This window comes from Mycolicibacterium cosmeticum, from assembly GCF_000613185.1.
Taxonomy (GTDB): domain Bacteria; phylum Actinomycetota; class Actinomycetes; order Mycobacteriales; family Mycobacteriaceae; genus Mycobacterium; species Mycobacterium cosmeticum.
Genome location: NZ_CCBB010000003.1, coordinates 1,439,832 through 1,458,395 on the forward strand (window position 1 = coordinate 1,439,832; position 18,564 = coordinate 1,458,395).

Below are 18,564 nucleotides of genomic sequence, written 5' to 3' on the forward strand. Positions count from 1 at the left end.
CGGGCCGGGGCCGAACCGCCGTTTACGGTCGATCGCCGCGCTCGTAATGGGCCCGGACGGTGTCGATGGTGTCGGCCTCGTCGGCGCGTTTGTCGTCGCGGTAGCGGATCACCCGCGCGAACCGCAACGCCATGCCGCCGGGATACCGCGTGGAGCCCTGCACGCCGTCGAAGGCGATCTCCACGACCTGTTCCGGCCGGACCGTGACCACGTACCCGTCGGTGCCGCCGACGGCGAGCTCGGTGAAACGCCGCGTCTGCCAGTCCAGCGTGGCGTCGGTCATGCCCTTGAACGTCTTGCCCAGCATCACGAATCCGCCCGTCGCGGGATCGCGGGCGCCCAGGTGGATGTTGGACAGCTTGCCGGTGCGCCGTCCCGAACCCCATTCCACCGCCAGCACCACCAGATCCAGGGTGTGCACCGGTTTGACCTTGAGCCAGCCGGACCCGCGCCGGCCCGCCTCGTACGGGGCAGCCGACGATTTGGCCATCACCCCTTCGTGACCGGCGGCCAGCACGGTCTGCAGGAACCGCCCGGCGGCCTCGGGGTCCGCGGTGATCAGCCGGTCCACCCGCTGCCCGGCGGGCACCACCGCGTCCAGCACCGCCAGCCGGTCGGTGGTCGGCCGGTCGAGCAGATCGGTGCCGTCATGGTGCAGCACGTCGAAGAAGAACACCGACAGTGGGTGTTCCCGCGCCCCGGACTTGTTGCCGAACCGCGACGCGGTGACCTGGAACCGGTGCGGGCGACCGTCCGGACGCAGCGCGATCGCCTCGGCGTCGGCGATGAAATCGGTGACCGGCAGCGCCAGCGCGGCGTCGACCACCTCCGGCAGCCGCGCGGTGACGTCGTCGAGGCTGCGGGTATACACCGCCACCTCGGCACCGGCGCGGTGGATCTGCACCCGGGCGCCGTCCAGCTTCGCCTCGAAAACAACGTCACCGCCCAGCTTTTCGAGTGCGTCACCGACACCGGTGGCGGTCTGTGCGAGCATCGGGCCGACCGGCCGGCCGACGGTGAGGGCGAACCGGGCCAGACCCGCGGCGCCGTCGGACAACGCGGCGACGGCGACGGCGGGCAGCTCACCGGCCAGCATCGCAGCCCGGCGCACCTGCGCCGCGGGCACCCCGGCGGCCTTCGCGACGGCCTCGGACATCACCCCGGCCAGGGCGCCCTGACGCAGCTCGCCGGACAGCAAGCGGCGCAGGAAGGCCTGCTCGCCGGCGGTGGCCGCGGTGAACAGGTCGCCGAGCAGCTGGGCGCGCAGTGCCTGCGAGCCCTTGCCGGTGGTCGCCTTGATCCGGGTGAACGCCTGGTCGACCCCCGGCACCGTCAGCGTGGCGGCGTCGGCGGGCCGGGGCAGCCGGCGCAGGGCGGCCCAGCCGACCCCGATCTGGCGCTGGGGGAGCTCACCGGCCAGCCAGGACACCACCAGGCCCACGTCGGCGGGATCGGCGTGTGCCAGCAGCTCGGCCACCCTGGCGGTCTTGGCCAGCCGCGACGACGACGCCGCCACATCGACCGAGGCCTCTGCCACCGCGCTGAGCAACATGGTTCCACGGTGCCATGGACGGCCGACAAGTCGGGACTTTCGGCCCTGTGCCCGCCGCGCATCCGGGCGGACAGTGGAACCATGCCGAACACACACGACCTCGACGTCCTCAACCGCAGGCAATGCCTGGACAGGTTGCAGACCACCCGCGTCGGCCGGCTCATCTTCACCCAGAGCGCGCTACCCGCCGTCCAGCCGGTGAACTTCCGGCTGTGGGGCGACGACGTGGTGATCCGCGTCGCCGGTGGCGCCAAGCTCGCCGCCGCCGCGGAACGCCAGGTCGTGGCCTTCGAAGCCGACGAACTGGACCAGGACCTGCGTTCGGGCTGGAGTGTGGTGGTCATCGGGCACGCCGAACCCATCACCGAGGTCGACGACCTGGTGGCGGTGGCCGGGACGTTCGTCTCACCATGGGTGAGCGGTCGCCGCGATCACTTCCTCAGGATCAGGACCGAAGAGATGAGCGGCCGGGAATTCCGTGACCCGACCAGCCCGCAATACCACGCCGCGGCCGCCTCAGGGCCCGGCCAGTAACCCGTCGAGCACCGCGGCCTCGGCCCGGAGCCGGGCCGCCCGGTCTCCGTGCCCACCGGCGCTGAACTGCGTTGCGGCGCCGATCCGTTCGTCGATCTCGGCGCGCAGCAGGGCCAGGATCTCGGCCTCGGTGAGTTCCCGGCGCGCGACCTCGGCGGCGCCGAGGCCGGCGACGCTGTGCGCGATCGGGCCGTCGATCCGGGTGCTGGTGTGCGCGGTGTCCGGGGTCTCGGCGTTGTCGATCGCGCTGAGCGCACTGCGGATCGCCGCCACCCGTACGGTGTCGCGCTGTTTGCGGGCGTGCAGCAGGGCCGAGCGCAGCGTGGCACGCCAGCGCTGAGCGGGCGCAGATGTCATGCCGGACAACTTAGCCCGGCACCGGCGGACCACGAAACCGATTTAGGTGACGGTGAAGTCGACGCTGTGATAGCCGGTCGCACCGTCGGGCACCACATCGGCGATGTCGGCGGTCTGCACGGCCCCGGTGTTGTCGGTGGCGCGCACGGTGATGGTATACAGGCCCGGCCGATCGGCCTGCCAGTCGAAACTCCACAGCCGCCACGTCTCGTTCGAGTACGCCGAGCCCAGCGTGGCGGGCTGCCAGGTGCCCTCTTGACCGGGGGCGTCGATCCGCACCTCCACCGCGCGCACCCCGCGATTCTGCGCCCAGGCCACCCCACCGAACCGGGCCGGCCCCGCTGGGATATCGGCTCCGGACCGGGGCACGTCGATCCGGGACTGCGTCTTGATCGGTCCCTGCGGGGCCCAACCCAGCTTCGTCCAATAGGCCTGGGCCCGATCGAATCTGGTGAGTTCGAGGTCGACGACCCACTTGGTCGCCGAGACGTAACCATAGAGTCCGGGCACCACCAGCCGGGCCGGATAACCGTGCTCGACGGGCAACGGCTGACCGTTCATGGTGATGGCCAGCAACGCGTCGCGATCATCGGTGAGCGCCTGCACCGGGGAGCCGGCGGTGAAGCCGTCGCTGGACTTGGACAGCACCATATCGGCGTCGTCATGCACGCCGGCGGCGGCCAGCAGATCACGCACCCGGTAGCCGGTCCACACCGCGTTGCCGATGAGGTCGCCCCCGACCGGGTTGGACACGCACGTCAGGGTGACCATCTTCTCGATGAGTTCGAAACCGGCCAGATCGTCGAAACGGTAGGTCTTTTCGTGATCGACCATGCCGTGGATGCGCAGTTTCCAGTCGGCCCGGGACAGCTGCGGCACCGCCAGTGCGGTGTCGATCCGGTAGAAGTCGGCGTTGCCGGTCACGAAGCTCGGCAGCTGCACGCCGGCCGGTTGCACGCCGGCCGGTACCGGTGGTGCGGGTTTGGCCAGCGGTGGCGGGGTGAACGAATTCCGGTCGCCGGAAACGGAATTGACCCGGCCGCCGTAGATGCTGCCCAGCGCGCCGGTCAGGGTGCCCACGCCGAGGAACCCGAGAGCGGCCAGTGACAGCCGGCGGCCCGGATCGGTGTCGGCGGCACTGTTGGCCGAATCGTCGCGCAGCCGGCCCGAGGTGAGGAAACGCAATGCGAGGATTCCGGCCAGCGTGCCCACCACCGTCGGCAGGATGTCGAGCGGGCGGGCACCGGTGCGGGTCAGCACGGCCACACATCCGGCGACTCCCGCGGCGGCGAACATGACGCTGCCGATCGGGACACGGCGACGTTCCAGCAGCCCGGCCAGCGCGGCCAGGATGGCGATCACCACCAGCACCGCCACTGTCAGGAACAGCTTGTCGAAGGTGGCGAACGTTTGGATGGCCCATTCCTTGACCGGCCCCGGGGTGTGGTCGATGACGCTCGACCCCACGGCGGTGCGGGCGTCGGCCGACGCGCCGAGGGGGATCGCCGCCAGCGCGCTGACACCGAGGGTGATCGCCGCGGAGGCGATACCGCAGAGCAATCGGGTACCGGGGGCGATGGGCGCGCTCACGAACCCACGCTAGCCCAGGCAGGTTCCGGAAAGCCTTACCGAAGAGTGACGCCGTTCCGTTAACGTTACAGTTTCTGTCGAAGATGGAAAGGTGCGAGATGGAGATCTCTGGCAAGAAGGCCGTCGTCGTGGGCGGCGCATCCGGCTTCGGCCGCGCCACCGTGGAGGCGCTCGTCAAGCGCGGCGCCAGGGTGGCGATCCTGGACCGGCCGGCACCGCACTCCAAGGGCCAGGAGGTGGCCGACGGCATCGGCGTGCCCTTCTTCGCCACGGACGTCACCGATTTCGCCGGGACCGAGCGGGCGCTGGCCGGCGCCGTCGACGCCCTGGGCGGCCTGCACATCGTCGTCACCACCGCCGGTGGGGGCGCGGCGATGCGCACGCTGACCAAAGACGGCCCACACGACCTCGACATCTTCCGGCAGGTCACCGATCTGAACCTGATCGGCACGTTCAACGTCAGCCGGCTGGCCGCGGCGCACATGAGTAAGAACGACCCGGTTGACGAGGAGGCCGAGGAGCGCGGCGTCATCGTCAACACCTCCTCGATCGCCGCGTTCGAAGGGCAGATCGGCCAGGTTGCCTACACCGCGTCGAAGGCGGCCATCGCGGCCATGTGCCTGACCATGGCCCGGGATCTGGGCAGCGTGGGTATCCGGGTGCTGGCGATCGCGCCGAGCCTGTTCGCCACCGGCCTGACCCAGGGCATCCCGGACGAATACGCGGCCGTGCTGACCAAGGACGCGGCGTTCCCCAAGCGCCTGGGCAAGCCCGAGGAGTACGCCAAGCTGGCGCTGGCCATCGTGGAGAACCCGATGCTCAACGGGCAGTGCCTGCGGCTGGACGCGGGCCAGCGGTTCGCCCCCAAGTAGGCCCGCACCAAACGTTGCCCAAGTCACCGCCGAGCACGCCGGATACGGCGAAGAAACTGCTCACCGGTTTCCAAGCCAACTCCAAGCCAGCGCATTAGTGTTTGCCCATGTTCAAGCGAATCGCCGCGGTCTGCGCCGCGGTCGTGGTGGTCGCCGGCTGCGGCGGGCCGAAGGTGGAGCTGCCCGCCAAACCCGCCAAACCCTCGGCCCTGGCCAAGCCGGACACCTCGGGCATCGAGGTGCAGGGCGACGCGTCGGGGCCGCTGAATCAACTGGCCGTCGAGGCGATCGCCGATCTGCAGCAGTTCTGGGGTGAGAAGTTCCCGGAGTTGTACGGCAAGGACTACGAACCCGTCTCGGGTGGCTTCTTCGCCGTCGACCCCGCTTCGGGGGAGACACCGCCGTGCGCATCGAGCCCCGACGACGTCGCCGGCAACGCCTTCTATTGCGGCTCCAAGGACGTCGTCGCCTGGGATGCCACCGGACTGTTCCCCGAACTCAGCTCGAAGTACGGCGAATTCGTCATCCCGGTCGTGATGGCCCACGAGTGGGGGCACGCCATCCAGACCCGCTCCAACTTCACCGCGCGCACCGTCACCCGCGAACTGCAGGCCGACTGTTTCGCTGGTGCCTGGGCGCGCCATGCCAAGGACGACAAGGTCTTCGAGGTGACCAGCGGCCAGCTCGACATCGCCCTGGCCGGCATCCTGGATCTGCGTGACCCGGTGGGCACCGACAAGTTGGATCCGTCCGCGCACGGGAGCGGGTTCGACCGCGTGGGCGCGTTCCAGGACGGCTTCGACAACGGTCTGGACCGCTGTAAGCAGTACCGCGACGACGAGCCGATGGTGCTCGCCCTGCCCTGGGGCGATGCCGAGGACGAGGCCAGCGGTGGTGACGCACCGTACGACTCGATCGTCAACGGGGTGCCCTACGACCTGGAGGACTACTGGACCCAGGTGTACCCGGAGATCACGCGCGGCGAGGAGTGGGTGCCGGTGCGCGGACTGGAACCGTTCGACCCGTCCAGCCCGCCGAACTGCGGGGACCAGTCGGCCGAGGGTTTCGCGCTGTTCTATTGCGTTCCCGACGATTACATCGGTTGGGACAACACCGAGACGATGCCGCGGGTGTACCAGCAGGGCGGTGACTACGCGGTGGCCACCCTGCTCGCCACCCAGTACGGGCTGGCCGCGCTGACCCGTCTCGGCGACGAATCCGACGAGAAGATCTCGACGGCCCGTTCCGACTGCTTCGCCGGCGCCTACACCGCCAGCGTCATCCTGCACAACCGCTCCGACACCAGCTCGTGGTCCATCTCACCGGGTGATCTCGACGAAGGCATCAAGGCGCTGTTGCTGTTTCGCGGTGACGACGACGCGGAGCGCCAAGGCGCCGGGTTCGATCGGGTACGGGCGTTCCGCGAGGGCGTCATCAACGGAGCCGAGGCGTGCCTGGAGTACGAGCACTGACCTGCGTCACGCGTTGTTCCCGTAGGTGTCCACGCCGAGTTTGACGGCCAGGGCCAGCCCGGCGACCGCGATGAGCAAGCGCAGCGGGGTGGCCGGGGCATGGCGGACGACCACCGGTCCCAGCCGTGCCCCGAGCAGGCAACCCAGGCCCAGCGGTAGGACGGCGGCCCAGCTCACCGGCGCGTAGACGATGAAGCCGAGCGCCGCGACGCCGTTGGCCACGCCGAGCACCACGTTCTTGGCGGCGTTGGCGTCGGCCAGGGTGGCGCTGCCGGTGCGCAGGAACAGGGCCAGCAGCAGTACGCCCGCCGCGGCCCCGAAGAACCCGCCGTAGACGCAGATTGCCAACACCGAAAGCGTCTGCAGGACAAGGTGCTTGGTGCTGTGAATGCGTTCGGGGTCGTTGCGGACCGGCAGCGCGATCGCCACCGACGACGCGGCCAGCAGCACCGGCACCACGTTCTCGAACCCTTCGGCCGGGATCGACAGCAGCAGCGCCGCACCGGCCGCGCCACCGAGCGCGGCCGCCGGCAGCATCCGTCGCACCGCGGCGCCCTGGCCCCGCAGTTCGGGCAGGGACCCCCACACCGAGCCGATGCCGTTGCCCACCAGTGCCACGGTGTTGGTGACGTTGGCGGCCACCGGCGTCAGGCCGACCAGCAGCAGGGCCGGATAGGTGGACACCGACGCGAGCCCGGCGATGCTGCCGGTCAAGCCGCCACCGATTCCGGCGGCCACCAAGAACAGCACCTCCCACCACGTCACCGGCCCATCCTGGCGCAGCGGCCGAGCAGACACAGAATCCTGGTTTCACGGCCGTGAAACCAGGATTCTGTGTCTGCTCGCGGGGAGCGGATCAGCGTTTCTTGCGGGCGACCAGCGCGTCGACGGGGTCGGGTGCGCCGTCGCGATCCTTGACCACCCGGTAGGCGGCGTACCCGGCGACCAGCGTCAGTGCGACGAAGATCACCGCGAAGTACTGCAGGAACCACGAATCGCCCGCCGGGTTGTAGACCTCTTGGCGGGGCCAGCCGATGTTGATCACCAGCAGGCCGCCCATCATCACCGCGACGAGATTGACCGGGATGCCCCAGCGGCCCAGGTCCATCACCGGCTTGCCGTGCGACAGGCTGGTGCCGCGCAGTCGGTGGACCAACGCCGGCACCGTCACCATCAGGTAGGCCAGGTAGACGATGACCACCGACACCGAGGCGATGGCGGCGAACACACTGGACTGCCCCAGGTTGACCAGCAGCACCGCGATGGCGAGCAGGCTGACCGCGACGCCGGTGATGACCGGGGTGCCGGTGCGCTTGTTGACCCTGGCCAGGGCCTTCCCGAACGGGAGCCGGTTGTCGCGGGCCATCGAGAACATCACCCGGGAGGCCGATGCCTGGATGGCCAGGGTGGCCGAGAAGATCGCCACCGCGACCAGTCCGAGCAGGGTCTTGCCCAGCCAGGCGTCGAGTTGGCTCTCGATGACCCACGCCATGCCGCCGTGGGCCAGGTCGTCACCCAGTTCGGGGGCGGACATGAGGGCGGCCAGGATCATCAGCCCGCCACCCACGAACGACACCAGCAGGGCGTTCACGATCGCCTTCGGCGCGGTGCGGCGCGGGTCCTTGGTCTCCTCGGAAAGCTCTGCGGCGCTGTCGAATCCGTACATCACGTAGGCGGCCATCAGCATCGACGCCAGGAAGGCGGGCAGGTAGTGCACGCCCGAGCCGTGCCCGCCGGTGTCGCTGATCGCCTGCACCGGGTTGCGTTCGGCGGTGAAGAACATCGCACCGATGATGAGCACCACCCCGATGATCTCCAGGGTGACGCCGGTGACGGTGATGCGCGCCATGAAGCGCACACCGGCGGCGCTGATGACCGTGCACAGCACGATGGTGACGGCGCCCAGGATGATGCCGTTGGTGGCGCCGTCGACCGACAGCGGGTCCATGTCGGTGCCGACGAGTTGGAAGCCGCTCCAGATCGGCGGCAGCACGGTCTGCATGGCGATGGCCAGCGCCGCGATGGACACGATGTAGCCGATCAGCATGAACCAGCCGGCGAACCAGCCCACGGCGTTACCGGCCAGCCGGCGTGACCACTGGTAGATGGCGCCGGCGACGGGGAACTTGCCCGACAGTTCGGCGAACACGAGGCAGACGCAGAACTGGCAGACGAACACGATGGGCCAGGTGAAGAAGAAGGCCGGCCCACCGAGCGCGAAACCCAGTGGGAAGAAGGCGAACACGGTGGTGAGGATCGACACGAAGGAGAAGCCGGCGGCGAAGGCGGCGTAACCGCCGATGCCGCGGTGCAACTCCTGCGTATAGCCGAGCTCCTCCAGGGTGGCGGCGTCCTCCTGGGAGGAGATCGCCGGGTCGAAGGTGGCGGTCATGGCGTGTGCTCCTGAGTGGTGGAGAATAACTGTCGTGCGATAGAAATTAGAGCGTGTTTTTGATCCGCGCATTTCCGCGATGTGACATCTGTGTGACCAGCGCCGGGGGAGCAGGCGAGTGACAATCGATGCCATGCCCTCCGGTGCGGTCCATGCCATGGATGCTGCCAGCGACGAAGCCGGGCTGCGCGCCGCGATGGAGCAGGCCCGACTGGCCCTGATCGACGAGCTGGCCGCACAGACCCCGGCGCCGGACCTTGCCGCCGGCTGGTCGACGGTGCTGCGCCACGGTGTCGCCGCGGCCGTCCGGCTGGCCTCCGGCACCGGCGAGCCGCAATGGAGCTGGTTCGTCTCCGGCAGTGCGGCCCGCGGCGAGGCGGCTCCGGGGTCGGACGTCGAGACGATGATCGTGGTGGCCGACACGGTCTCCGACGCGCAGAAGGCGGCCCTGCTGACCGGGGCCGCCGACGTGCACGCGCTGCTGGAGCGATGCGGCATCCAGGGTGACGGCAACGGGGTGCTGGCCAGCCGGCCGCGGTTCTGCCGCCGGGCGTCGAGCTGGCTCGACGGCATCGAACACTGGGCGGCCGAGCCACGCGCCGACCGTGGCGTCGTCATGACCGGGCTGATGGCCGACGCCGTCGAGGTGGGCCCGGGTACCGGGGACCTGCTGCGGCACCGCGCCGTCGACGCGGCACGCCGGCATTACCCGGTCCGTCAGGCGATGCTGGACGACGCCACCACCATGCGCGCCGGCTTTCCGTCGCGGCTGCGCATCTTCTCCCGGCACGCCGACACCGTGGACCTGAAACTGGCGATGGTCGACCCGGTGGTCAAGATCGCCCGCTGGGCCGGCCTGTCGGCAGGCTCGGCGGCGGTGTCCACCATGGATCGCCTCGACGCCGCGGGCGCGGCCGGGATCCTGGACGCCGACGACGTGGCGACCCTGCACGAGTGCTTCCTGTGGTTGACCCGGTTCCGCTGGCGTCTGCGCGCCGGTCCGTGGTTGCGGGGCGCCCCGGTCGGTGACGTGGTCGGGTTGGCCGAGATCGCCCCGCACGAGCGGGCGGTGCTGCGCGACGTGCACCGCGAAGTCGTCGGTGTCAGCCGCAAACTCACCTTCCTGGCGTCGACGTCGGCGTTCCGGTAGTGGATTCCGGTGCGGTGCGCCGCGCGCTGGACCAGACCGTCGCCGCGCTTCGGCTGGAGGGCTGGCGGCCCACCGGCGAGCAGCTGGCCGATCTGGCGCGGCTGGCCGCTGCCGACGTGAGCTTCGGCGAGTATCTGGCCGGTCATCGCGCCCGGCACCCACCGCCCGCACCCGAATCCCGTCGCCGGGTGCTGCGCCGCCGGATTCCGTATGTCATCCCGGGAACCACGGTGCTGCGCAACAACTTCGGCGTCTCCGATCCAGCTGTGCTGGCCGAGCTGGAGTTCGCCGCGACCGCGGGCCGGATGCTGGCCTGGCAACTGCGGATCGCGGCGGGGCACACCGGCGCAGCCGATCTCGATGCCCGGGTGATCCACCGGCAGTTGTTCGCCGACGTGTACGCCTGGGCGGGGGAGTACCGCGTCACCGAATTGCGGCGTGGTGACACGGCTTTCGGGTGGCAGGCCGATATCGCCGCCCGCATGCAGGAGGTCACCGACCGGGCTCGCCGGTTGGCGACCACACCACCCGGCGACGGTCCGCAGCTGGCCTACCAGCTGTCCCGGTTGTACGCCGACCACAACCAGGTGCACCCGTTCCGGGAAGGCAACGGCCGCACCGGAACCCTGCTGCTGCACACCGTCTCGGCCCTGTGCGGGTATCGGCTGGACCTGTCCGGGATCAGCCGTGCCGACTGGTACGCCGCCTCGGCGGACAGCATGCCGTTCCGGCGCGACGGCCGGGCCAACCACCGGCCTTTCATCCCGCTACTGGTACGTGCGGTGGGCCGATAAAAGGAGATGAAAAACGGGTTGCACGCGCAGGGCCGCAGCCGCTACCCTCGCTGACGTGCATCGCATTCTCGTAGTAGCCAGCACCCGCAGCGGGGTCTGATCCAGACCGACCCCCCGCTGTGGGTCGGAAGCTACTACCCGTCGGTCGCTCCCTTCAGAGCAGAAAGACCGACACCGTGACGATCACCACCACAACCTTCACCGGCCCTCGTTTCGCCGACTTCTTCGATACCCCGTTGCCACGCGGCCTGCGCGAACTGGCGGGCGGCATGTCCTGGGACGATGTTGCGGCGACCTTCGCGTCCGGCGCCGGCCCGGTGGCCCTGAGCGACCGGACCATCGCGTCACTGGCCGCCCAGCCCGCACCGATCGCGGCGCTGACCGCCATGCTCTACGACACCGGCATCGCCGTCGAGATGCTCAACTTCCACCAGCTGCGCGCCGGCGGCCAGACGGCGACCTTCATCCGCGGCACCGACGGCATGCACACGCAATGGGCGATCGGGTGGTCGGAGTCCCCGACCGAGTCGGCGCTGCGCGCGTTCATCGCCTGCGCCAACCGCCTGGCGGCGTGACGGCCCGGGCCGGGGTCAGCGGATCGGGCGCAGCACGATGGGCATCCCGTCGATCGGCACCGGCATCCCGCCGTAGTCGTAGTGCGGGCGGTATCCGGGATGGGTCAGCTCCAGGCGGTAGCGCCGCAGCAGGCGGTGCATGACGGTCTTGATCTCCAGCTGGCCGAACACCATGCCGATGCACTTGTGCGCGCCGCCGCCGAACGGCGCGAACGCATACCGGTGCTGTTTGTGCTCGCTGCGCGGCTCGGCGAACCGGGACGGATCGAATTTCTCCGGGTCGGTCCACAGCTCCTCGAGCCGGTGGTTCATCGACGGCCAGGTCATGACGTTGGTGCCGGCCGGCAGGTAGTAGCCCAGCAGTTCGGTGTCGCGCACGGTCTGGCGGAAGTTGAACGGCAGCGGCGTCTGCATCCGCAGCGCCTCGTTGATCACCAGGTCGTAGGTTTCCAGCTTCTCCAGTGCCTCGATGTCCAACGGCCCATCGCCGATGCGGTCGGACTCCTCACGGCAGCGGTCCTGCCAGTCCTGGTTGGCGGCCAGGTGGTAGGCCATCGTGGTCAGCGTCGAGGTGGAGGTGTCGTGCGCGGCCATCATCAGGAAGATCATGTGGCTGACGATGTCCTCGTCGGTGAACCGCTGCCCGTCCTCGTCCTCGGCGTGGCACAGCACGCTGAACATGTCGGTGTCGCCCGACGCCCGCTTCTCGGCGAGGCGGCTGTTGAAGTAGTTCTCCAGCGTCTCGCGGGCCTTGATCCCGCGCCACCAGCTCAGCGGCGGCACCGGCTTGCGCACGATCGCGTTGCCGGCGCGGGTGGTGGTGGTGAAGGCGTTGTTGACGGTGGTGACCAGTTCGCGGTCGGCCCCGGGCTGGTGGCCCATGAACACCACGGAGGCGATGTCCAGGGTGAGCTCCTTGACCGCGGGGTAGAACAGGAAGCGCTTGTCGTTGGCCACCCAGTCGTTGGCCAGTACCTGGCTGGCCACCGAGTCGATGTGCTCGACGTAGCCGGTGAGCCGGCTGCGGGTGAACGCCTCCTGCATGATCCGGCGGTGGAACATGTGGTCGTCGAAGTCGCGCAGCATCAGGCCGCCCTCGAAGAACGGCCCGATCACCGGATCCCAGGCCCGCTGCGAGTAGTCCTTGTTCCGGTTGGAGAACACCGTCTGGGTGGCGTCGGGTCCCAGCGCCAGCACCGCGGGCAGCACCGGCGAGAACATGTAGTGCACGGGCCCGTACTTGCGGTACAGGTGCAGCAGGAAGTCGGGGCCGCCGCGGAACATCTCGATCATGTGCCCGAACACCGGCAACCCGCCGTCACCCATCACGGTCTTGAGGCCGCTGCCCGGTGGGGCCGGCGCCAGCGGGAACTCGTCCCACTCGTGGGCCAGCAACTTCTTCTCGACCACACCCATGCCCGGAATGGTCACCGGAGTGGGCGTCAAGCGGCGTTTGGCCTGATCGAGCAAATAGGCCGGAGTGCTGATGGTAGGCATCGCTGGTACTCCTGGGAGATCGTCGGGCTAACAGACCTGTGGTCGATGTCACTCGTGAAGCCATCCTGTATGCCAGACTTGACGCATGTCAAGTTTTGATCTGGCGCGTCGCGATGCAAAGGTCTAAACCATGACTGCACAGCCGGAATCGGCACCGGATTCGCAGGTTCGCCGCAGCAGGGGTGACCGGCAACGCGACGCCATCGTGGCGGCCGTCCGCGAACTGCTGGAGGAGAAGCCGTTCGCCGATCTGTCGGTGAGCATGATCAGCGAACGCGCCGGCGTCGCGCGGTCCGGGTTCTACTTCTATTTCGACACCAAATACGCCGTGCTGGCCCAGATTCTGGCCGAGGCGACCCGCGAGCTCGAGGAACTCACCCACCACTTCGCGCCCCGCGGACCGGACGAAACCCCGGCGGCGTTCGCCAAGCGGATGGTCGGCAGTGCCGCCCTGACCTTCGCCCACAACGACCCGGTGATGTCGGCCTGCCACGTCGCCCGGGCCACCGACGCCGAGATCCGACGGATCCAGGACGAGCAGATGCTCGCGGTGATCGACCAGATCATCGTGGTGGTGGAGAACGAGATCGCCGCGGGCACCGCGCACCCGATCTCCGACGACATCCCCACGCTCATCCGCACCCTCGGCGCCACCACGGTGATGGCCTTCTCCGGCGACCCCTCATTCCTGCGGCCCGGTGATGACCTGGAGCGCACCGTCGGCGTGCTGGAGAAGTTGTGGTTGCACGCGCTGTGGGGCGGCCAGGCCGTCTGATCGGTACCGCCGGTAGCATCTGGGCCATGCCGGAAACGTTCGCGGGCAAACGGTGTCTTTTGACCGGTGCGGCGAGCGGCATCGGCCGCGCCACCGCCCTGCGGCTGGCGGCCGACGGCGCCGAACTGTTCCTCACCGATCGCGACGCCGACGGCCTGGCGCTCACCGTTGCCGATGCCGAGGCACTCGGCGGCACGGTCGCGGCCCACCGGGCTTTCGACATCACCGACTTCGACGCGGTCACCGCCTTCGCCGCCGACATCCACGCCGCGCACGGCTCGATGGACCTGGTCTGCAACATCGCGGGCATCTCCGCCTGGGGCACCGTCTCCACGCTCACCCATCAGCATTGGAAGTCGATGGTCGACGTCAACCTGATGGGGCCCATCCACGTCATCGAGTCGTTCCTGCCGCCGATGGTGGCCGCCGGGCGTGGCGGTCACCTGGTCAACGTGTCCTCGGCGGCCGGCATCGTGGCGCTGCCCTGGCATGCCGCCTACAGCGCGAGCAAGTTCGGGCTGCTCGGACTGAGCGAGGTGCTGCGCTTCGACCTGGCCCGGCACCGGATCGGCGTGTCGGTGGTGGTGCCGGGCGCGGTGAAAACACCTCTGGTGCAAACGGTTCAGATCGTCGGCGTGGACCGGGAGGATCCCCGGGTGGCCAAATGGGTGGACCGGTTCGCCGGGCATGCGGTCTCGCCCGAGCATGCCGCCGCCAAACTTCTCGCCGGCGTGGCGCGCAACCGGTTCCTGATCTACACCTCGACCGACATCCGGGCGCTGCACCTGTTCAAGCGGCTGGCCTGGGGGCCGTACAGCGTGGCCATGACCCGGGTGAACGTGCTGTTCACCCGGGCGCTGCGGCCCAAGCCGCGCCGCGTCTAGCGTTTACCCCAGTCCCACCGCGGGGCGGTGAGCATGGTCTGCCCGTCCACGCGGGTCTCGCCCCACTCCTTGTACAGCGCGACCTCGGAGTCCGCGGTGAGTTGCCGCACCAGCGCCGCGGCATGGGTGATGACGACCACCTGCGTGCGGGTGGCGGCGGACCGGATCATCGCGGCCAGCGGCGCGACCAGATCGGGGTGCAGGGAGGTCTCCGGCTCGTTCAGCACCATCAGCGACGGCGGCCGCGGGGAGCACAGTGCGGCACCCCACAGCAGGAAACGTAATGTGCCATCGGACAATTCGGCTGCCCGCAACGGCCGCAGCATCCCGGTCTGGTGCAATTGCAGGTCGAAAAGGCCGTCGTGTACGGCAACGGAGATGCTCGCCCCGTCGAACGCATCGGCCACCGCGCGGGCCAGATCGTCCTGGCCGACCTCCAGGATGGTCTGCACCGCCGCGGCCAGGTCGGCTCCGTCGTCGGAGAGCACCGGGGTGCGGGTGCCGATCTGCGGCCGGCGGGCCGGGGCGCCGGCATCCACCCGGAAGCCGTCGTAGAACCGCCAGCCGCGCAACCGGTCCCGCACCGCCGCCAACTCGGGATGTGCTCCCGGATGGGCGAATTCGGACAGCACGCTGTGGTAGGTCGGCAGCCCGCGGGTCAGCGGGTCGAACCCGCGGCCGTGCTCCGAGACCACCTCGGCATACTCGCCGGCGCGCCGTACCAGAACGGTACTGGGCCGCGCGACCGGGCCGGCGAACACCACTTCCCGTTTGATCTCCGGATCGCGGGCGAAGGCCGAGTTGGGACCGGCGTACTGCGGCAGGCCCAGATCGATCAGGTAACCGAAATCGTCGGAGGCGAAACCGAGTTCCAGCGACACCGGGCGGGTGCGGGTGGTGCCGGTGCTCTCACCGGTGCGCCGGGCGCCGGAGGTCTGCTCGGGCCCGGCCCACAACACCGATTCCAGGCCGCCCTCGCGGGCCAGCGAGCCGATCACCGCGCCGCCGGCGCAGTCGGCCAGCAGGCGCAGCGCCCGGTACACCGAGGACTTCCCGGTGCCGTTGGCGCCGGTGATGACCGTCAACTCGCCCAACGGCAGCGCGATATCACGCAGCGACCGGTAGCCGCGGACCGCAACGGTGCTCAGCACGGCATCGCCAATTCCAGCCGCACCCCGAGCAACCGCACGGGACGGTCCAGGTCGAATTCGGCGAGCAGGTCGAGGGCCGTGGCGACGATGGGTTCGGGGTCGTTACCGGCGACGGCCAGCTTGCGAATCTTGGTGCGGGTGAAGAACGTCTTGGTGCGCACCGTCACCGCAACCCGCGTCACGGTGCGGCCGGCCTCGACGATCTCGGCGAGGGTGCGGCGGGCCAAATCGGTGACCGCGGCCTCCATCTCGGCGCGGTCGACGAGATCGTGCGGGAAGGTGACCACATGGCTGCGTGATCGCGGCACCCATGGCTCGGTGCTCACCGTGTCGTCGCCACCACCCTTGGCCAGCAACAGGATCCACAGGCCGGTGGTGGGACCGAAGGCGGCGGTGAGGGCGGTCGCGTCGGTGGCGGCCAGGTCCGCGACGGTGGTGATATCCATGGTGGCAAGTTTTTTCGCGGTCTTGGGCCCGATGCCCCAGAGTGCGTCGACGGGCCGGTCGCCCATCACCGCCATCCAGTTGTCGTCGGTGAGTTGGTACACCCCGTCTGGTTTACCGAACCCCGTCGCCACCTTGGCCCGCTGCTTGTTGTCGCTGATGCCCACCGAACAGGACAAGCCGGTTTCGGCGGCGATCACGGTGCGGATCCGCTCGGCCAGTTCGAACGGATCATCCACGGCGGCACCGATATACGCCTCATCCCAACCCCAGACTTCCAGCGGATGGCCGAGATCGCGGAGCAGGCCCATCACCTCTTCGGAGGCGGCGTCATAGGCGGCCGGGTCCGACGGCAGGAAGGTGGCGTCCGGGCATTTACGGGCCGCGGTGCGCAGCGGCATGCCGGCGTGCACACCGAACTCGCGCGCCTCGTAGGAGGCACAGGTCACCACCTTGCGCGGCTCGGTCGGGTCACCCGAGCCGCCGACGATCACCGGCAGCCCGGCGAGCTCGGGATGGCGGCGAAGCTCGACCGAGGCCAGGAACTGGTCCAGGTCCACATGCAGGATCCAGGTTCTCACGTGCCGCAGAGTTTGCGGGCGACGTGCTCCCACGCGTCGCCGAGGCGGTCGAGGTCCTGGCCGCGGTCGTCGAGTTGGTGCACGACGTAGTCGGCGTCCAGCAGGGCCAGCAGCGCGTCGGTCTGCGCGTCGAGATCGCCCGTGGTTCCCGCGGACTCCAGCAGCATCCGGACATGCGTGTGGTGCAACGTGGCGGGGGAGTTGAACCGCATCTGCGGGTCGCGGTTGGCGTCGGAGAGCAGCGCGTGGTGGGTGCGCACGAACCGGAGCCGCTCCCGGCCGTAGGCCAGCAGACGCTCCAGCGGCGGGGCGCCGGGCCCCAGCGGCGGCGGGCCGAACATGAACGCCTGCTGTTCGGCCTTCTCGTCCTCGTCGAGCAGCACGATCATCAGGCCGGCCCGGCTGCCGAAGCGCCGGAACAGGGTGCCCTTGCCGACCCCGGCGGCGGTGGCGACGTCGTCCATGGAGACGCCCTCGGCGCCGCGCTCGGCGATCAGCCGTCGCGCCGCCTCCAGCAACAGGGCACGATTGCGGGCGGCGTCACCGCGTTCCTGCGGCACGGCGTCGGCGCCGTTCGTCAGCGGCAGCGCTGTCAGCGGATCGGGGGCGCCCATGACTGCACTTTAACTCAGCGGGAATTATTCGGACCACGGTCCGGTTAGACTGTGTGACGATGGCAATGACCGTACAGACTCAGGGAGTGAACATGCCGGATACCAAAGTCCTCGTACTGCTGGGCAGCCTGCGGGCCGCGTCGGTGAACCGCCAACTGGCCGAGCTGGCCATCGAGTCGGCACCGGACGGCGTGGAACTGCGGCTCTACGAGGGGCTCGGTGACCTGCCGCACTACAACGAGGACATCGACAACGAGGACGCCCCGGCGCCGGTGGTTGCGCTGCGCGAGGCGGCCGCGGGTGCGGATGCCGCGCTGGTGGTCACCCCCGAGTACAACGGCAGCATCCCCGGCGTGCTGAAGAACGCGATCGACTGGCTCTCCCGCCCGTACGGCAACGGCGCGCTCAAGGACAAGCCGGTGGCCGTCATCGGGACCGCGCTGGGACAGTACGGCGGCGTCTGGGCGCACGACGAGACCCGTAAGTCCTTCGGCATCGCCGGCCCGCGCGTGATCGAGGAGAAGCTGTCGATCCCGTCCACCACCTTCGACGGTAAGCACCCGCGCGAGACCGCCGATGTGGTGGCCAGCGTGCGCGATGTGGTCGGCAAGCTCGCCGCTGAGGTCGGGTAAGCAAGAACGGAAGCCGCCGGCGTTCTCCATCGACGGAGGACGCCGGCGGCTTTTTGCTGCCCGCCTCGGCGGCCCCGCGGGTTGTCGGTGCCCGGTGGTAGACCTCTAGATATGGCGACACACCCTCGATGTGACGTGCGACACGCCGGGGCGTGTCGTGCTCGAAGGGCTTACGACCAGGGAATTTCATGAATGTGGTTCAGAACATCTTGTATGTCTTCGGATTGTCGGACACTAGGTGTAGTGTTTGGCGAACCGACGGACCCCAAGCAGTACGGGTCGGTGGGGGCCCGGAATTCGATCGGTCGGCGTCACGCCGGCGGGCGGATCTCGGCCCCGGCCGGCAGGAATCTCGGGACCCGTAGGAACGCTGTACCAGACAAGTTGCCAGTCCTATCCGCAAGAGGAGCCGTACCGCCGATGACTCAGCCGTTGATCACCGTGTACACGAAGCCCGCGTGCGTGCAGTGCAACGCCACCTACAAGGCCCTGGACAAGGCCGGCATCGCGTACGACGTCGTCGACATCAGCGTCGACATGGAGGCCCGCGACTACGTGATGGCCCTCGGCTACCTGCAGGCGCCGGTCGTGGTGGCCGGCAACGAGCACTGGTCGGGTTTCCGGCCGGACCGCATCAAGGCGCTCGCGGCGGCGGCGGTCAGCGCTTAGTCGGACAAGTCACGGACGAAGGGGTGGAC

The 18,564-nt window shown here is 69.3% G+C and carries 19 protein-coding genes; 10 read left to right on the plus strand and 9 right to left on the minus strand.

Annotation, left to right across the window (positions count from 1 at the left end; translation table 11 throughout):
• Nucleotides 1–22: 22 nt before the first annotated feature.
• Nucleotides 23–1,552 carry an ATP-dependent DNA ligase gene (locus BN977_RS26135; protein WP_036402620.1) on the minus strand — a complete coding sequence of 510 codons (1,530 nt, stop codon included), beginning with the start codon at nucleotides 1,550–1,552 and terminating at the stop codon, nucleotides 23–25.
• 81 nt (nucleotides 1,553–1,633) lie between these two features.
• On the opposite strand from BN977_RS26135, the gene BN977_RS26140 reads away from it, so the two are divergent.
• Nucleotides 1,634–2,086 carry a pyridoxamine 5'-phosphate oxidase family protein gene (locus BN977_RS26140; RefSeq protein WP_024451124.1) on the plus strand — a complete coding sequence of 151 codons (453 nt, stop codon included), beginning with the start codon at nucleotides 1,634–1,636 and terminating at the stop codon, nucleotides 2,084–2,086.
• Here BN977_RS26140 and BN977_RS26145 read toward each other — a convergent pair.
• Together BN977_RS26145 and BN977_RS26150 are read right to left on the minus strand one after the other, a co-directional pair.
• Complete coding sequence (locus BN977_RS26145) at nucleotides 2,069–2,443, minus strand: GatB/YqeY domain-containing protein (RefSeq protein ID WP_036404478.1); 375 nt, start codon at nucleotides 2,441–2,443, stop codon at nucleotides 2,069–2,071. The genes BN977_RS26140 and BN977_RS26145 overlap by 18 nt on opposite strands.
• 42 nt (nucleotides 2,444–2,485) lie before the next feature.
• A complete protein-coding gene (locus tag BN977_RS26150) occupies nucleotides 2,486–4,033 on the minus strand; it encodes a molybdopterin-dependent oxidoreductase (protein ID WP_084172681.1) in 1,548 nt (515 codons plus the stop codon).
• Between the two features lie 98 nt (nucleotides 4,034–4,131).
• On the opposite strand from BN977_RS26150, the gene BN977_RS26155 reads away from it, so the two are divergent.
• Together BN977_RS26155 and BN977_RS26160 are read left to right on the plus strand one after the other, a co-directional pair.
• Nucleotides 4,132–4,905, plus strand: coding sequence for an SDR family NAD(P)-dependent oxidoreductase (locus BN977_RS26155; protein ID WP_036402623.1), 774 nt, complete (start codon nucleotides 4,132–4,134; stop codon nucleotides 4,903–4,905).
• A gap of 107 nt (nucleotides 4,906–5,012) precedes the next feature.
• Nucleotides 5,013–6,377 carry a neutral zinc metallopeptidase gene (locus BN977_RS26160; protein WP_036402624.1) on the plus strand — a complete coding sequence of 455 codons (1,365 nt, stop codon included), beginning with the start codon at nucleotides 5,013–5,015 and terminating at the stop codon, nucleotides 6,375–6,377.
• A 6-nt stretch (nucleotides 6,378–6,383) separates the two neighbouring features.
• Here the strand turns inward: BN977_RS26160 and BN977_RS26165 are convergent, their stop codons facing one another.
• Nucleotides 6,384–7,142 (minus strand): sulfite exporter TauE/SafE family protein, encoded by a 759-nt coding sequence (locus BN977_RS26165; RefSeq protein WP_036402625.1) that lies wholly within the window; start codon nucleotides 7,140–7,142, stop codon nucleotides 6,384–6,386.
• A gap of 91 nt (nucleotides 7,143–7,233) precedes the next feature.
• Nucleotides 7,234–8,769 carry an amino acid permease gene (locus BN977_RS26170; protein ID WP_036402632.1) on the minus strand — a complete coding sequence of 512 codons (1,536 nt, stop codon included), beginning with the start codon at nucleotides 8,767–8,769 and terminating at the stop codon, nucleotides 7,234–7,236.
• Between the two features lie 133 nt (nucleotides 8,770–8,902).
• Between BN977_RS26170 and BN977_RS26175 the strand changes: the two genes are divergently transcribed.
• The 3 genes from BN977_RS26175 (at nucleotide 8,903) to BN977_RS26185 (ending at nucleotide 11,288) form a co-directional block, all read left to right on the plus strand.
• A complete protein-coding gene (locus tag BN977_RS26175) occupies nucleotides 8,903–9,919 on the plus strand; it encodes a putative nucleotidyltransferase substrate binding domain-containing protein (RefSeq protein WP_036402635.1) in 1,017 nt (338 codons plus the stop codon).
• Nucleotides 9,919–10,713: a Fic/DOC family protein gene (locus BN977_RS26180; RefSeq protein WP_036402637.1), complete on the plus strand. Its 795-nt coding sequence runs from the start codon at nucleotides 9,919–9,921 to the stop codon at nucleotides 10,711–10,713. Before BN977_RS26175 ends, BN977_RS26180 begins: the two co-directional genes overlap by 1 nt.
• Nucleotides 10,714–10,889: 176 nt before the next feature.
• Nucleotides 10,890–11,288, plus strand: coding sequence for a homocitrate synthase (locus BN977_RS26185; RefSeq protein WP_084172682.1), 399 nt, complete (start codon nucleotides 10,890–10,892; stop codon nucleotides 11,286–11,288).
• A 15-nt stretch (nucleotides 11,289–11,303) separates the two neighbouring features.
• Here the strand turns inward: BN977_RS26185 and BN977_RS26190 are convergent, their stop codons facing one another.
• Nucleotides 11,304–12,785: a cytochrome P450 gene (locus BN977_RS26190; protein WP_024451114.1), complete on the minus strand. Its 1,482-nt coding sequence runs from the start codon at nucleotides 12,783–12,785 to the stop codon at nucleotides 11,304–11,306.
• Between the two features lie 130 nt (nucleotides 12,786–12,915).
• On the opposite strand from BN977_RS26190, the gene BN977_RS26195 reads away from it, so the two are divergent.
• Nucleotides 12,916–13,560, plus strand: a complete 645-nt coding sequence (locus BN977_RS26195; RefSeq protein ID WP_036402639.1) for a TetR/AcrR family transcriptional regulator — start codon at nucleotides 12,916–12,918, stop codon at nucleotides 13,558–13,560.
• Nucleotides 13,561–13,586: 26 nt separating this feature from the next.
• Nucleotides 13,587–14,444, plus strand: a complete 858-nt coding sequence (locus tag BN977_RS26200) for an SDR family oxidoreductase (RefSeq protein ID WP_036404486.1) — start codon at nucleotides 13,587–13,589, stop codon at nucleotides 14,442–14,444.
• Here BN977_RS26200 and BN977_RS26205 read toward each other — a convergent pair.
• From BN977_RS26205 to BN977_RS26215, 3 genes are read right to left on the minus strand one after another with little or no spacing between them, the layout of a single operon-like run.
• Entirely contained in the window at nucleotides 14,441–15,595 is a 1,155-nt protein-coding gene (locus BN977_RS26205) for an AAA family ATPase (RefSeq protein ID WP_036402652.1), read from the minus strand. The genes BN977_RS26200 and BN977_RS26205 overlap by 4 nt on opposite strands.
• Entirely contained in the window at nucleotides 15,589–16,620 is a 1,032-nt protein-coding gene (locus BN977_RS26210) for a DNA polymerase IV (RefSeq protein ID WP_036402655.1), read from the minus strand. The genes BN977_RS26205 and BN977_RS26210 overlap by 7 nt, the downstream gene beginning before the upstream one ends.
• Nucleotides 16,617–17,234 (minus strand): TetR/AcrR family transcriptional regulator, encoded by a 618-nt coding sequence (locus tag BN977_RS26215; RefSeq protein WP_036402658.1) that lies wholly within the window; start codon nucleotides 17,232–17,234, stop codon nucleotides 16,617–16,619. The genes BN977_RS26210 and BN977_RS26215 overlap by 4 nt, the downstream gene beginning before the upstream one ends.
• A 92-nt stretch (nucleotides 17,235–17,326) precedes the next feature.
• Between BN977_RS26215 and BN977_RS26220 the strand changes: the two genes are divergently transcribed.
• Together BN977_RS26220 and nrdH are read left to right on the plus strand one after the other, a co-directional pair.
• The gene (locus BN977_RS26220) at nucleotides 17,327–17,866 is read left to right on the plus strand and encodes an NADPH-dependent FMN reductase (RefSeq protein ID WP_036404489.1); all 540 of its coding nucleotides are present in this window, start codon (nucleotides 17,327–17,329) and stop codon (nucleotides 17,864–17,866) included.
• 420 nt (nucleotides 17,867–18,286) lie between these two features.
• Complete coding sequence (nrdH, locus tag BN977_RS26225; protein ID WP_036402661.1) at nucleotides 18,287–18,535, plus strand: glutaredoxin-like protein NrdH; 249 nt, start codon at nucleotides 18,287–18,289, stop codon at nucleotides 18,533–18,535.
• Nucleotides 18,536–18,564: the final 29 nt, after the last annotated feature.